Below are 14773 nucleotides of genomic sequence, written 5' to 3' on the forward strand. Positions count from 1 at the left end.
CGGGTGGCACCGGACCCGAAACCACCGAACGCCCACGGAGAACACCATGCAGAACCCCCTTGCCAAAGCCGCCGCCCTCACCCTGTCCCTGGCCGCCTGCGCCGCTGCCAGCGCCGAAGGCGTGCGCACCGAAAAGAACATCTCGCTGGACCTGGCCAACCAGATCGCCGCCCACACCGTGGCCGCGTGCACGGCCTCCGGCTACAACGTGACCGCCACCGTGGTGGACCGCGCCGGCACCGTGCGCGCCGTGCAGCGTGCCGACAACGCCGGCCCCCACACCCTGGAAGCCAGCCGCCTGAAGGCCTACACCTCGGCATCGGCCAAGAACACCACGCTGGCCATCATGGAAGGCTCGCAGAAGAACCCCGCCGCCGCCAACCTGGGCCAGATCCCCGGCTACCTGCTGCTGGGCGGCGGCGTGCCCCTGAAGGTGGGCAATGAAGTCATCGGCGCCGTGGGCGTGGGCGGCGCGCCCGGCGGCCACCTGGACGAGCAATGCGCCATGGCCGCCATCGCCAAGGTGGCGGACCAGCTGAAGTAAGCCCACAGCGCAGCGCCCCGTCCTGGGGCGCTCGCCCGCTGCGCAGACACCCGCCAAAGCACCACGAACCGCTGAACGGACACGCCATGAACCGACACACCGCAATGCCCCTGGCCCTGGCCGCGGCCCTGCTGCTGGCGCAGCCCACCCAGGCGCAGATGGCGCCCACCGCGGCGCAAACGGCGGCCTACCAGGGCCTGCACGCCGCCGCCGCGCGCGGCGATGTGGGCATGCTGCAAAAGCTCGTGGCGGCACGCGCCGATGTGAATGCCCGCGATGCCCACGGCCGCACGCCGCTGCACGTGGCCACGTTCGCCCGCCAGCGCGATGTGATCCGGCAGCTGGTGCAGGCCCGGGCCGATGTGAATGCGCTGGAGAACGACCGCTACGACGCCGTGACCATCGCGGCGGTGGCGGACGACGAAGACACCCTGCGCCTGCTGCTGGCCCTGGGCGCCCGCGCCGGGCAGGTGACGAGCCGGTACGACGGCACGGCACTGATCGCCGCGGCCCACCTGGGGCACGACGGCGTGGTGCGCCAGCTGATCGCCGCCGGCGCTCCGCTGGACCATGTGAACAACCTGCACTGGACGGCGCTGATCGAGTCCATCGTGCTGGGCGACGGAGGCCCGCGCCACCAGGCCACGCTGCAGGCGCTGCTGCAGGCCGGCGCCAGCCATGCGCTGACCGACCGGCAGGGCAACACGCCACTGCAGCTGGCCCGCCAGCGGGGCTTCAGCGAGATGGTGCGGATGCTGGAAGCATCGGGCGCCAGGTAGGTAGCCAGCGGATGCGGGATGCACCCGTGCGGGCGCACTGCCCCCACTTCAGCGGTACAGCGCTGCGCCCGCCATGCGCACCCTGTCGGCGCGTACCGCGCCCAGGGCATTCACCACCGGCTCCCACACACTCGCGTAGGCGGGCATGGAGTCCGGTGCAAATGCGGTATGCGGCCAGTCCGAACCCCACACCAGCCGCTCCCCCGCCAGCCCGGCCACGCGGCGGATCGCATCGTGCAGTTCGGCGTAGGGCGCCGCGGCCTGCAGGCGGTACCAGCCTGACAGCTTGATCCACGCCCCCAGGCCGGCCAGCCTTGCCAGAGCCTGCCAGGCCGCATCGTCCAGCGCCAGGGCCGCATGCATGCCCGCCAGGTGGTCCAGCACGCAGGGCAGGCCCGTTTGCGCATGCAGCTGGGCGATCTGCGCCAGCTGGGCAGGCGCCGCATACCACTGCACATGCCAGCCCAGCGCCTTCAGGCGGGGCGCCAGCGACTGCATGGCCTGCGCCCCGTTGCCCACCGGGGACACCAGATTGAAACGCACGCCGCGCACGCCCAGCGTGTGCATGGTCTGCAGCGCGTCATCGGCAATGTCGGTATCCACCACGACCACCGCGCGGTGCCGACCCGGCTCGCGCGCCAGGGCCTCGAGCACAAGCCGGTTGTCGGTGCCGTACACGCTGGGCTGCACCAGCACGAGGTGCCCCACGCCCAGCCTCGCGGCTTCGGCCTCAATGCGTTCGAGGGGCTGGTGCGCGGGCTGGTAGTGCCCGGCCTGGACCGGGGCGGCGGCATCAAAGACATGGACGTGCGTGTCCCATCCCTCCGGGACATCCCGCAACGGCGCGGAGGGGGCCAGCGCACTCATGGGTCAGCCCACCACGATCTTGCGCTCGCGGATGACCTTGCCCCATTGCGCTTGCTGGGCCTGGATGAACCTGCCCGCGCTGGCCTGGGTCGCGTCGGGAAAGGCATCGCCGCCCAGCGCGCGGATGCGGCCCAGCACCTCGGGGTCGGCCAGCGCCTTGCGGATGGCGTTGACCAGCTGCGTGCGCACCTCGGGCGCAATGCCCGCCGGGGCCAGCACCGGATTCCATTCCAGCACTTCGTAGTCGGCCACGCCGGCCTGCGCCATGGTGGGCACATCCGGCAGCGATCGGGCGCGCAGCGCACTGGTTACCGCCAGCGGCCGCAGCTTGCCCGCCTGGATGTGGCCCAGGGACGAGGCCACATTGGCAAAGAACAGCGGCACCTGCCCGCCCATCACGTCGTTCATGGCAGGGCCACCTCCACGGTATGGAATGTGGGACAGGCGCACGCCCGTGCGCTCTTCAAACAGCGCCCCGGCCAGATGCTGGGCCGAGCCATTGCCGGACGACGCATAGGCAACATCTTCGGGCTTGGCCTTGGCGCGTGCGATGACCTCCCTGACGGAGTTGACACCGAAGCCCGGGTGGCACACCAGCACGTTCGGAAAGGTCGCCAGCACGGCCAGCGGCACAAAGGCGGTGTTGCTGTCGTAGGGCAGCTTGGGATACAGCGATGGATTGACGGCGAACGACGACGCATCGAGCAGCAGGGTCGTGCCATCCGGCGCGGCGCGGGCCACGGCCGATGCGGCCAGCTGGCCGCTGGCGCCGGGCTTGTTGTCCACCACCACGCCCTGCCCCAGCGCCTCGGCCATGCGGGGCGCGATGATGCGCGCCATCAGGTCCGCGCCGCCGCCTGCGGGGTAGGAGACGACCAGGGTCACGGTGCGCCCGCCCCCCACGCCCGCGGCGTGGGTGCGCACCCAGGGCGCTGCCAGCGTGACACCCACGGCAGCCAGCGCCGCACGGCGCGACAGATCTGGTGAATTCTGAGGATCGGATAGATGGTGCATACGGGTCTCCTTGGTTTCGTCTTCAGTCGTTCATGGGAGTGCGCCGGGAGCGGCGCGCCCCAGGCGGGCAGGCGCAGCGGCACGGGCCTTGCCAGGCCCGTGGCATCGCACAGGGATGCCGTTCATGTAATGGTCACGGTGTAGTGAAAGGCGTGGGCATCGCCGCGCGTGGTGCGCCATTCGATGCAGCGCCCGCCCAGGTCGTAGGCGGCCCGTTGCACCACCACGCCCGGATGGCCTGCGGCCAGCCCCAGGTGGACGGCCTGCGGGGCTGTCAGCATGGCAAAGCCAATGTCGTCCACGGCCCGGTGCACATGCACACCGCAGCGGCGCGCGAACATGGGGTACAGCAGGTCGTCCCACTCGGCGGTGTTTCCTTCTGCCAGGGGCGCAAACACATCCAGCGGCAGCCACAGGTCTTCCAGCAGGCAGGGCTGGTCGGCCAGCAGGCGCAGGCGCTGCAGCCGCAGCACCATCTCGCCCGTCGCCAGGCCCAGCCTGCGGGCCACGGCGGCCGGGGCCGCCATGCGCTGGCGCGACAGGATGCGCGAGCGCGGCATTTCGCCGCCTCCGCTGTCAAACCGGAAAAACCGCAGCATCGAGGCGCCGGCAATGCCCTGGCGCACAAAGGTGCCCCGGCCGTGGATGCGCTCCACCAGCCCTTGCGCCACCAGGAGTTCCAGCGCACGGCGCATGGTGCCCAGCGCCACCTGGTGCTCCGTGGCCAGCAGGCTTTCTGCCGGCAGGGCCGAGCCGGGCGGCCATTCGCCGGCCACCACGCGGGCACGCAGTGCAGCCGCCAGGGCGGCGTACCGGCTCAGGCCCGGGGAGGAATCCAGCGCCACGACTTTTGAATGGGAGATCATGGCAAAGAACTATAGTCCTCTATAGGTCTTTGCACAATAAGTGAATACCACAGGCACGGCGGCGGATGCCCAGGCTTCGGGATGGGGTCCCGTTGCGGACGATCAGCTACCCACAAAAAGGAGCAAAAAAAACCGCCGGACAAGGCCCAGCGGCATTTGCCATCCTGATGGGGGGTGCCCCCACCGGCAAGCCGCCATCAATCCGTCACCAGGCGGGCCTTCACGGCCTTGCCCTTCACCCGGCCCTGGTTCAGGCGCTGCACGGCCTGGGCGCCGATGGCGCGGTCCACCGCCACGTAGGTGGAGAAGTCGTTCACGTTGATCTTGCCGATCTGCTCGCGGGTGTAGCCCATCTCGCCGGTCAGCGCGCCCAGCACATCGCCCGCGCGGATCTTCTCCTTGCGGCCGCCGATGATCTGGATGGTGACCATGGGCGGCACCAGCGGGCCGCTGCCCGCGGGCGTGAGCTCCGCCACCGGGAACCAGCGCGACTCCCGGCCCTGCAGCACCTCGATCTTGCCCACGCTGCCCATCTCGTCCAGGCTGGCCAGGTTCAGCGCCAGGCCCTCGGCGTCGCCCCGGCCCGTGCGGCCGATGCGGTGGATGTGCACCTCGGGGTCGGGCGTCACGTCCACATTGATCACGGCCGCCAGGTTGGCGATATCGAGCCCGCGCGCCGCCACGTCGGTGGCCACCAGCACCGAGCAACTCCTGTTGGCGAACTGCACCAGCACCTGGTCGCGCTCGCGCTGCTCCAGCTCGCCGTACAGCGCCAGCGCGCTGAAGCCCTGCGCCTGCAGCACGCCCACCAGGTCGCGGCACTGCTGCTTGGTGTTGCAAAAGGCGATCGACGATTCGGGCCGGAAGTGGTTGAGCAGCTGGGACACCGCGTGCAGGCGCTCGCTGTGCTTCACCTCGTACCAGCGCTGCTCGATCTTGCCCTCGGCATGCTGGGCCTGCACCGTGATCTGCACCGGCGCCTTCATGAACTGGGCGCTGAGCTTGGCGATGCCCTCGGGGTAGGTGGCCGAGAACAGCAGGGTCTGGCGGGCCGAAGGGCACTGGCGCGCCACGGTGGCGATGTCGTCGAAGAAACCCATGTCGAGCATGCGGTCGGCCTCGTCGAGCACCAGGGTGTTGAGCGCTTCCAGCGAGAGGTGCTGGCGCTCCAGGTGGTCCATCACGCGGCCGGGCGTGCCCACGATGATGTGGGCGCCGTGCTCCAGGCTCAGCGTCTGGGCGCGCAGCGGCACGCCGCCGCACAGGGTCACGACTTTGATGTTCTCTTCCGCGCGCGCCAGGCGCCGGATCTCGGTGGTCACCTGGTCGGCCAGCTCGCGCGTGGGGCACAGCACCAGCGCCTGCACGGCGAAGCGGCGCGGGTTGAGGTTGGCCAGCAGGGCCAGGGCGAAGGCGGCGGTCTTGCCGCTGCCGGTGCTGGCCTGGGCGATCAGATCCTTGCCCAGCAGCGCGGGCGGCAGGCTGGCCGCCTGAATCGGAGTCATTTGCATGTAGCCCAGCTGCTGCAGGTTGGACAGCATGGCAGGGCTCAGGGCCAGCGTGCTGAAGTCAGTGCCGGCTTGGTTTTCTTTGGAGGTCATGGCCCGATTATCCCGCCCGGGGTATCCGGGCAACTACCTTGCACGCGCGCAAGGTCTATCGGCTATAACGGAAGAACGTGCTGGCGATCTCCACGGGGCCGCGTGCAGACCGCCACACCTTCTCAGCACCGGGTGGGACATGCCAGATTCAATCAACGCAGCCAACGCCCCTGGCCAGGGGGGCTCCAGCGACTCGCTGCTGCGCCTGATCGCCGATTCCGTGCCCGCATTGATGGCGTACTTCGACCTGCCCGGCCTGCGCTGCCAGTTCGCCAACCAGGGCTACGCCGCCTACAACGGCCACACGACCGAATCGATCCTGGGGCTCACGGTGCAGGAAGCCATTGGCGACAAGGCCTGGCAGGTGATCCAGCCGCATGTGGAGCGCTCCACGCGCCGCGAGCACGTGAAGTACACGCGCGAGCAGATCCTGCCCAATGGCGAGACGCGCATGATCGAGGTCAACCTGATCCCGCACTTCGGCGCCGGCTCGCAGCAGCTGGGCTCGTTCGTGCTGATCACCGACATCACCGAGCGCTGGCGCGCGGAACGCCAGGTGCGCCAGAGCGAAGAGCGCATGCGCAAGTTCACCGAGGCCACGGACGAGGCCATCGTGTTCCACCGCGACGGCATCATCACGGACGGCAACGAGGCGCTCACCCGCCTGGTGGGCTACGGGCTGCAGGAGGTGCTGGGGGTCTCGATCTTCCACTTCATCAGTCCCGAATGGCGGGCCGTGGCGCTGGACTACACCCGCAGCGGGCGCGAAGACCCCTACGAAGTGACCATCCGCCACAAGGACGGGCATGCCATCCCCGTCGAGGTGGTGGGCAAGACCATGCCGCTGCACCATGCGGACTACCGCATCGTGGTGGTGCGCGACATCACCGCGCGCAAGCAGGCGCAGGAGCGCGAGGCCTTCATCGCGCTGCACGACACCCTCACGCAGTTGCCCAACCGGCATTTCCTGATGGAGCAGCTGTCGCAGGTGCTGTCGCTGGCGCGCAGGCGCCACGGCCGCGCGGCCGTGCTGTTCGTGAACCTGGACCATTTCAAGACGGTGAACGACTCGCTCGGCCACCACGCGGGCGACCAGTTGCTGTGCAACGTGGCCGAGCGGCTGCGCCAGGGCGTGCGCGATGCCGACGTGGTGGCGCGGCTGGGCGGCGATGAGTTCGTGGTGGTCCTGACCGACGTGCAAAGCCCCGATGACGCCGCCAGGGTGGCCGACAAGCTGCTCGACTCCATGCACGGCGTGTTCACGCTCGACCAGGTGCCGCTGACCGTCTCGCCGTCCATCGGCATCAGCCTCTTTCCGGAGCATGCCGCCACCGGCGACGCGCTGCTGCGCTGCGCCGACGCGGCCATGCACCACGCCAAGGAAAGCGGCCGGGGCAACCGCCAGTTCTACGAACCCAGCATGGAGGCCAGCGCCATCGATGTGCTGCAGCACGAGCGGCTGCTGCGCGAGGCCATCGTCCACAACGCCTTCGTGCTGCACTACCAGCCCCAGATCTGCCTGGAAGACGGCTCGCTGCGCGGCTTCGAGGCCCTGGTGCGCTGGCGCCATCCCCAGCGCGGCCTGGTCGGGCCGGATGAGTTCATCACCTTCTCGGAATCCCGCGGCCTCATCACCCCCATTGGCCGCTGGGTGATGCGCGAGGCCTGCCGCCAGCTCCGGGAGTGGCAGGACCAGGGCTTGGCCATGGTGCCGGTGGCGGTGAACCTGTCGGCCCTCGAATTCCGCCAGCGCGACGTGGCGGGCGAGATCGCGGCCATGCTGCACGAGACCGGGCTGGCACCGCAGTACCTGGAGATCGAACTCACCGAATCCGTGCTGATGCACCAGACGGGCCAGGTGCTGGACACCCTCAATGCCCTCAAGGCACTCGGCGTCGGAATCTCCATCGATGATTTCGGCACCGGGTACTCATCGCTGGCCTACCTCAAGCGCTACCCGATCGACAAGCTCAAGATCGACCGCTCCTTCGTGGTCGACACCCCGGACAACGCCGACGACGTGGCCATCGTCACCGCCATCATCCAGATGGGCCGCAGCCTGCAGATCAGGACCGTGGCCGAGGGGGTGGAGACACAGGCGCAGGTGGATCTGCTGGCGGGCCTGGGGTGCGACCTGATCCAGGGCCATGTGGTGTCGGTGCCCCGGGACGCCGCGTCCATCCTGCGCTGGATGCGCGACTTCCACGGCCTGGAGCCCCTGCTGGCGGTCAATTCCTGAGGCCCTCCGCGGCCCCGGCGCCAGCCCGTCACACAAACACGTTCCCGGCTTGTGGACAATAGGGGCATGCCCCTCATTCCCGACTTCATCGCCCCCACCCGCCACACCGACCCGGCCGAAGCGCTGGCCCAGGTGCAGCGCATCTACCAGCAACAGATCGGCCACCTGCGCGATGCCATGCAGCGCTTCGTGGCGGGCGAGACGCCCGAAAGCGCGGTGCGCGCGTTCTATCCCTTCGTGCGGGTGCACACCACCACGGTGGCACGGGCGGACTCCAAGCTGGCCTACGGCTTCGTGGAAGGCCCCGGGCGGTACGAAACCACCCTCACCCGCCCCGACCTGTTCGCCAACTACTACGCCGAGCAGTTCCGCCTGCTGCGGGCCAGCCACAACGTCGAGCTGGAGGTGGGCACCAGCGCGCACCCCATCCCCATCCACTTCTCGTTCGCCGAGCACGACCACATCGAGGGCACGCTCACGGCCGAGCGCCGCATGCTGATGCGCGACGTGTTCGACCTGCCGGACCTGGCGGCCATGGACGACGGCATCGCCAACGGCACCTGGCAGGCGCGCCCGGGCGAGGCACAGCCGCTGTCGCTGTTCACCGCGCCGCGCGTGGACTACTCGCTGCACCGCCTGCGCCACTACACGGGCACCGCGCCCGAATGGTTCCAGAACTTCGTGCTGTTCACCAACTACCAGTTCTACATCGACGAGTTCGTGCGCCTGGGCCACGCCGAGATGGCCAGGGAAGACAGCGAGTACGTGGCCTTCATCGAGCCCGGCAACGTGGTCACTCGCCGCGCGGGCCTGCCCGCGCAGCCGGGCGACGAGCTGGGCATCGCCCCGCCGCGCCTGCCGCAGATGCCCGGCTACCACCTGGTGCGCAAGGACGCGAGCGGCATCAGCATGGTCAACATCGGCGTGGGGCCGGCCAACGCCAAGACCATCACCGACCACATCGCCGTGCTGCGCCCGCACGCGTGGATGATGCTGGGCCATTGCGCGGGCCTGCGCAACAGCCAGCAGCTGGGCGACTATGTGCTGGCCCACGCCTACGTGCGCGAGGACCACGTGCTGGACGAGGAACTGCCGCTGTGGGTACCCATCCCGGCGCTGGCCGAGATCCAGATGGCGCTGCAGCAGGCCGTCGCCGACGTGACGCGGGTGCCGGAGGACCAGCTCAAGCGCATCATGCGCACCGGCACCGTGGCCAGCACCGACAACCGCAACTGGGAACTGCTGCCCGACAACATGCCCCAGCGCCGCTTCAGCCAGAGCCGCGCCGTGGCGCTGGACATGGAAAGCGCCACCATCGCGGCCAACGGCTTTCGCTTCCGCGTGCCGTATGGCACCCTGCTGTGCGTCTCCGACAAGCCGCTGCACGGCGAGATCAAGCTGCCGGGCATGGCCAACCACTTCTACCGCGAGCGCGTGGACCAGCACCTGCGCATCGGCATGCGCGCCATCGAGATCCTGCGCAACGGCGGCGTGGACAGGCTGCACAGCCGCAAGCTGCGCAGCTTTGCCGAAGTCGCCTTCCAGTGACGACAAGAAAGAAGCAGCGCCCCGTCTCCCATGCCCCTGGACTTCCTCACGCTCATGGCGGCGATGGCCGCCAACCTGTTCATGATCTCGGCCGTCCTGCCGCTCATCATGGGGCGGGATGTGAGCCGCGCCGCACGCCACGTGCAGGCCAGCATGCTGCTGCAGGCGCTGGCCTGGGCCGCCATCATCGCGTCGTCCTCGCTATGGGACCGGGCGCTGTCCACGCTGTCCATCGCATGCAACGCCGCTGCCCAGTGGATGCTCTACCGCGCGCTGGAAGAATGGCTGGGCCCTCGCCCCCTGCGGCGTGTGCTGCTGGCGCTGGTGGTGGCCGCGCCGCTGGGCTACACGCTGGGTTTTGACCACTACGCCTGGCGCGTGGGCTGGGCCAACGGGCTGATGGCGGTCATCCTGTGCATCGTGGCGCGGGCCACGCTGTACCCGCTGGTGCTCGCCGACGTGCGCTGGCGCAGCCTGCTCCTGGGCTGCCTGGCCACCTCGGCCGCCTTCACCCTGGCGCGCGGGCTGCTGGGCGCCTTCACCGACGAGTACCCCAGCTTTCGCACGCCGCACCCGGTCAACCTGGCCGCGGCGCTGGCCACCAACGTGAGCCTGGTGCTGGGCACCGTCGCCGTGCTGGTGGCCTGGCGGTACGAGGCAGAGCAGAAGCTGCGCACGCTGGCCATGACCGATGGGCTCACGGGCCTGCTCAACCGCCGAGGTTTCACCACCCAGGGCGAAAACCTGCTTTCGCATGCATGGCGCCACCGGCTGCCGCTCACCGCGCTGATGCTGGACCTGGACCACTTCAAGCAGATCAACGACACCCACGGGCACGACGCGGGCGACCGTGCGCTGCAACTGTTTGCGCGGCTGCTGGGCGACACCTGCCGCAGCGGCGACCTGATTGCGCGGCTCGGGGGCGAGGAGTTCGGCGTGCTGATGCTGCACAACACGGCGTCGGCGGGCGTCTCGTTCGACCGGCGCCTGCGCCACAAGCTGCATGACGCCAGCGCGGCAGAACTGGGCTTCATCCTGGACTACAGCGCCGGCATGGCCGTGCTGCAGCCCGGAGAATCCAGCCTGGCGGCCCTGATGGCACGGGCCGACAGCGCGCTCTACGACGCCAAGGCCACGGGCCGCGGCCGGCTGACCGCCGCCACCTGAAGACCACCTCCTGGCAACGGCAGGCGGTCAGGGAACGATCAGCGCCGCGACATCGTGCGCCGCCCCCTGGCGCTCCAGCGCCAGGTGCGCGACGAGGCTGGACCGGTCCGCGGGTGTGCGCTGCTGGGACAGGAAGCGCTTGCCCTCGAGGCGGGTGACTTCGATCTCGAAGCCCCGCAGATGCAGCGCCGCCTCGTCGATGAAGGCGGGCGAGGCATCGTGCAGGGACCACGGCTGGGCGCGGTGCGCCTCCTGGGACGCCGTGAGCGCGGCAAGGTGGTCCCTCATCCAGCCGCCGTCGTCGACGAAGCGGATGCGCCCCCTGGCTTCCACCGCCACATAGTTCCAGCTGGGGGCCAGGCGCGCGCTGCGCTGGCCGTTCACGTACCAGCGCGGAGAAATATAGGCATTGGGACTCTGGAACACCGCGAGCACCTCCGCGCCCTGCGGGACAGACCGCGCCAGCGTGTGCATGCGCGCCACATGGCCCTGAAGCAGCCCCAGGCCGCCGCCTTCGGCCAGCGGCAGCAGCAGCGGAAGCAGGTGGGCCTCCAGGCCCGCGTGCGCCGCCGCGACCACGGTCGCCAGGGGGTAGGAGCGCACCAGGCCCTGCAGTTCGCGGACATCGTCGATGGAGAAGAGGGATTGGCTGTACATCGCACGGGCTCAAAAAAGAGGGAAGTCTGGCCGTTGCGCACGCGCGCGTCTTGAAGGTTTCGGCCAACGCCGTCAGGGCAAGCAGGGCGCCCGCCGGACCAGCGGCGCCGGTGCCGGCGCGGCGGGCGTGAAGCCCCCGTAGCGGCGGAACTCGCGGGTCATGTGCGCCTGGTCGGCATAGCCCGCCGCCAAGGCGGCCTCGCCCAGCGAAGGGCGGCCGGCCTGCAGCAGGTCCATGGCGCGCTGAAAGCGCAGGATGCCCGCCAGGCTCCGCAGGGGCAAGCCCGCCACCGCCGCCATGTCCCGGCGCAGCGTGCGCGAGGAGGGTACGGCCCAGCCGCCACCGCCTTCCTCCACGGTCTGGCCCTGCCGCACCATCTGCTCGATGGCCGCGAGCGCCCGACCCTGGGCCGCTGCCACCGAGGCCCGGGCCGCCAGCGCGCGGGCGGTGGAGCGCAAGGCCTGCTCCACGCCCCGCAGCGTGCGCGCCTGCAGCAAGGGGTTGGTGGCACAAGAAGGACCCAGCATCCGCGCGGCCTCGGCGCCGAAAACCGTCCGGTTGCGCAGCGCCCCGGGCGCCGTGCCCAGGCAGGCGCCGCCCCAGCCCATGTGAAAACGCACCCCGAGGACGACCGTCGCGGCGCGCAGGCTCACGAACGCGGGCTGGTCGGCGGGGCCCGCGATCACCGGCCAGACGGACGCCACCATGCCATCGGGCCGCAGGGCGCAATGCACCACCAGGTCCATCCTGCCGTCCGGCAGCACCAGTTGCCGGCCTTGGGCCGCCGCGTCGTAGCGCCAGACGGCTTCGATCCGGGTCGCATCCAGGGCGTCCAGTGGCAATTCGACATAGCTGGTATCGGCGGGGCTGGGTTTCATGGTGCAGGCAGGATGGCGCATTTCTCGTTCAAAGGGGCGGGCGCTCTGCGGGGGTGCGGCCATCATCCGCCGCGCGGCCCGGGGTGCCAGCATGGCACACAATCAGGCCATGACCGCACTCTTCGAAGCCCTGCAACTGCGCAAGCGCTATGGCAACACCACCGTGGTGGACGATGTCTCCTTTTCCATCGCTCCCGGCGAATGCCTGGGCGTCATCGGCCCGAACGGCGCGGGCAAGACCACCACCATCCGCATGTGCCTGGGCCTGACCGCGCCCGACGGCGGTGCGGTGCACTTCACACCCGGGCCGGGCGGCGCCCCGCTGCACATGCCGCGCGATGCCCTCGCCATCAAGGCCCAGCTGGGCGTGGTGACCCAGTTCGACACCCTGGACCCCGACTTCACCTGCGCCGAGAACCTGCGCGTGTTCGGCCGCTATTTCGGGCTCAAGGGCCCGGTGATGGACGAGCGCGTGCCGCGCCTGCTCGACTTCGCGGCGCTCACGCACAAGGCGAACGCCAAGCCGGGCGAACTCTCGGGGGGCATGAAGCGGCGCCTGAGCCTGGCCCGCGCACTCGTCAACGACCCGCGCCTGCTGCTGCTGGACGAACCCACCACGGGGTTGGACCCGCAGGCCCGCCACCTCATGTGGGAGCGCCTGCAGTTGCTGCTCCAGCAGGGCAAGTCCATCCTGCTGACCACCCACTTCATGGACGAGGCCGAGCGCCTGTGCTCGCGCCTCCTGGTGCTGGACCACGGCAAGAAGATCGCCGAGGGCCGCCCGCGCGAACTGATCGCGCAGCACCTGGAGCCGGACGTGGTGGAAGTGTTCGGCGTGGGCGCCGTGGCGCTGGCCGAGAATGCCGCCCTGCGGGCCCTGGCGGCGCGCGTGGAGATCAGCGGCGAGACGGTGTTCTTCTACACCCAGAACGCAGGGCCCCTGCTGCAGGCGCTGGGCGCGCACCCGCACCTGCGCACCCTGCACCGGCCGGCCAACCTGGAGGACCTGTTCCTCAAGCTCACGGGGCGGCAGATTCGCGAGGATGGCTGAACTGAAGTCTGGATCAGTGCACTCCGGTGCGCCACGCTTCACGCAACGGCGAAAACTGACGCAGCGCAAGCCGGTGCCACCGTGGAACTGGCTTTGCCAGGCCACGGGTGGCGTCCCCCTCCCGCGAAGCGAGACAGAGGGAAGGCGCGAAGCGGCTCAGGGGGTGCGTGGTTTCACCTTGCTGGCCGCCAGCTTGGCATTGGTGCGCGCCGTTTCCACCTCGGCCGCACGCGCCAGTGCCACGCCCATGCGGCGCTTGGCAAAGCTCTCGGGCTTGCCGAACAGGCGCAGGTCGGTGCCGGGCACGGCGAGGGCCTCGTCCACGCCGTCGAACACGATGCCCTGGGCCTCCACGCCGCCGTAGATGACGGCGCTGGCGCCGGGGTTGCGCAGGCTGGTATCGACTGGCAGGCCCAGGATGGCGCGGGCGTGCAGCTCGAACTCGCTCTGGTGCTGGGTGCACAGCGTGACCAGGCCGGTGTCGTGCGGGCGCGGGCTCACCTCGCTGAACCACACCTGCTCGCCCTTGACGAACAGCTCCACGCCGAACAGGCCCTTGCCACCCAGGTTGTCCGTGACCGCCTTGGCGATCTGGCGCGACTTCTCCAGCGCGGCCGGGTGCATGGGGTGGGGCTGCCAGCTTTCCACGTAGTCACCGCTCACCTGCACATGGCCGATGGGGTCGCAGAAGCTGGTGGCGATCTGGCCGTCAGCCCCCACCGAACGCACCGTGAGCTGGGTGATCTCGTAGTCGAAGTCGATGAAGCCCTCGACGATGACACGGCCGTGGCTCACGCGGCCGCCGGCCATGGCGTAGTCCCAGGCCTTTTGCACGTCGGCCGGGCCGTCGATCTTGCTCTGGCCCTTGCCGGAGCTGCTCATCACGGGCTTGACGATGCAGGGGTAGCCGATTCCGGCATCGATGGCCGCCTGCAGTTCCTCAAGCGAGTTGCAGAACTTGTACGGGCTGGTGGGCAGGCCCAGCGTCTCGGCGGCCAGCACGCGGATGCCTTCACGGTCCATGGTCAGGCGCGCGGCGCGGGCGGTGGGGATCACGCGCACGGTGCCGGCGGCTTCCAGCTCTTCGAGCATGGGCGTGGCGATGGCTTCGATCTCGGGCACCACCAGGTGGGGTTTCTCGGCCTCGATCAGGGCCTTGAGCTGGGCCGGGTCGCTCATCGTGATGGTGCGCTGGTGGTGGGCCACCTGCTGGCCGGGGGCGTTCTCGTACCGGTCCACGGCGATGGTTTCCACACCCAGGCGCTGCAGCGCGATCAGCACCTCCTTGCCCAGCTCGCCCGAGCCCAGCAGCATGACTTTGGTGGCATGGGGCGACAGCGGGGTTCCGAGGGTGGTCATGGGAGGTTTTCCAGAAAAAAGTGAGGACGGGCGGCAGAAAGGGTCGTGAAGCCGCGGCGATCGGCCAACTTTAATGCACGGGTTGCGCGCCCCGCCACCCCGGCCACAGGGCGTGCGGACTATTTTTTGCGCCGGGTGGATCCAGGCGGCGCTGGCGCGCGTACTCCCAGGGGCAGCAGACCGTTCTTGGGATCGCTGCGCT

The 14773-nt window shown here is 69.7% G+C and carries 13 protein-coding genes; 6 read left to right on the forward strand and 7 right to left on the reverse strand.

Going from position 1 to position 14773, the window contains the following annotated elements; all coding sequences use genetic code 11:
* Window positions 1-46: 46 nt before the first annotated feature.
* Together AC1RVY_RS05910 and AC1RVY_RS05915 are read left to right on the forward strand one after the other, a co-directional pair.
* Complete coding sequence (locus AC1RVY_RS05910) at window positions 47-544, forward strand: GlcG/HbpS family heme-binding protein (protein WP_369641308.1); 498 nt, start codon at window positions 47-49, stop codon at window positions 542-544.
* Between the two features lie 86 nt (window positions 545-630).
* Window positions 631-1323 carry an ankyrin repeat domain-containing protein gene (locus AC1RVY_RS05915; protein WP_492805747.1) on the forward strand — a complete coding sequence of 231 codons (693 nt, stop codon included), beginning with the start codon at window positions 631-633 and terminating at the stop codon, window positions 1321-1323.
* A 48-nt stretch (window positions 1324-1371) separates the two neighbouring features.
* Here AC1RVY_RS05915 and AC1RVY_RS05920 read toward each other — a convergent pair whose 3' ends face one another.
* From AC1RVY_RS05920 to dbpA, 4 genes are all read right to left on the reverse strand, one after another.
* Complete coding sequence (locus AC1RVY_RS05920) at window positions 1372-2190, reverse strand: amidohydrolase family protein (protein WP_492805749.1); 819 nt, start codon at window positions 2188-2190, stop codon at window positions 1372-1374.
* Between the two features lie 3 nt (window positions 2191-2193).
* Window positions 2194-3204: a tripartite tricarboxylate transporter substrate binding protein gene (locus tag AC1RVY_RS05925; protein ID WP_492805750.1), complete on the reverse strand. Its 1011-nt coding sequence runs from the start codon at window positions 3202-3204 to the stop codon at window positions 2194-2196.
* Window positions 3205-3326: 122 nt separating this feature from the next.
* A complete protein-coding gene (locus tag AC1RVY_RS05930) occupies window positions 3327-4070 on the reverse strand; it encodes a GntR family transcriptional regulator (RefSeq protein WP_369641304.1) in 744 nt (247 codons plus the stop codon).
* 197 nt (window positions 4071-4267) lie between these two features.
* Complete coding sequence (gene dbpA, locus AC1RVY_RS05935) at window positions 4268-5671, reverse strand: ATP-dependent RNA helicase DbpA (protein ID WP_492246320.1); 1404 nt, start codon at window positions 5669-5671, stop codon at window positions 4268-4270.
* A gap of 139 nt (window positions 5672-5810) precedes the next feature.
* Between dbpA and AC1RVY_RS05940 the strand changes: the two genes are divergently transcribed.
* The 3 genes from AC1RVY_RS05940 to AC1RVY_RS05950 all read left to right on the forward strand — a co-directional run bounded on the left by AC1RVY_RS05940 (window position 5811) and on the right by AC1RVY_RS05950 (window position 10625).
* On the forward strand, window positions 5811-7910 hold the full coding sequence (locus AC1RVY_RS05940; RefSeq protein WP_218340570.1) for a putative bifunctional diguanylate cyclase/phosphodiesterase: 2100 nt from the start codon (window positions 5811-5813) through the stop codon (window positions 7908-7910).
* Between the two features lie 66 nt (window positions 7911-7976).
* On the forward strand, window positions 7977-9458 hold the full coding sequence (locus AC1RVY_RS05945) for an AMP nucleosidase (protein WP_218293092.1): 1482 nt from the start codon (window positions 7977-7979) through the stop codon (window positions 9456-9458).
* A 30-nt stretch (window positions 9459-9488) separates the two neighbouring features.
* Window positions 9489-10625 carry a GGDEF domain-containing protein gene (locus tag AC1RVY_RS05950; RefSeq protein ID WP_218293091.1) on the forward strand — a complete coding sequence of 379 codons (1137 nt, stop codon included), beginning with the start codon at window positions 9489-9491 and terminating at the stop codon, window positions 10623-10625.
* A gap of 27 nt (window positions 10626-10652) precedes the next feature.
* Here AC1RVY_RS05950 and AC1RVY_RS05955 read toward each other — a convergent pair whose 3' ends face one another.
* Window positions 10653-11282, reverse strand: a complete 630-nt coding sequence (locus tag AC1RVY_RS05955) for an FMN-binding negative transcriptional regulator (RefSeq protein WP_492805754.1) — start codon at window positions 11280-11282, stop codon at window positions 10653-10655.
* Window positions 11283-11354: 72 nt separating this feature from the next.
* Window positions 11355-12161, reverse strand: coding sequence for a helix-turn-helix domain-containing protein (locus AC1RVY_RS05960; protein ID WP_492805756.1), 807 nt, complete (start codon window positions 12159-12161; stop codon window positions 11355-11357).
* 109 nt (window positions 12162-12270) lie between these two features.
* Between AC1RVY_RS05960 and AC1RVY_RS05965 the strand changes: the two genes are divergently transcribed.
* A complete protein-coding gene (locus AC1RVY_RS05965) occupies window positions 12271-13212 on the forward strand; it encodes an ATP-binding cassette domain-containing protein (protein ID WP_369641299.1) in 942 nt (313 codons plus the stop codon).
* Window positions 13213-13368: 156 nt separating this feature from the next.
* Here AC1RVY_RS05965 and purT read toward each other — a convergent pair whose 3' ends face one another.
* Complete coding sequence (gene purT / locus AC1RVY_RS05970) at window positions 13369-14571, reverse strand: formate-dependent phosphoribosylglycinamide formyltransferase (RefSeq protein WP_492805758.1); 1203 nt, start codon at window positions 14569-14571, stop codon at window positions 13369-13371.
* Between the last annotated feature and the right edge of the window lie 202 nt (window positions 14572-14773).

This window comes from Acidovorax sp. GW821-FHT11A03, from assembly GCF_058809075.1.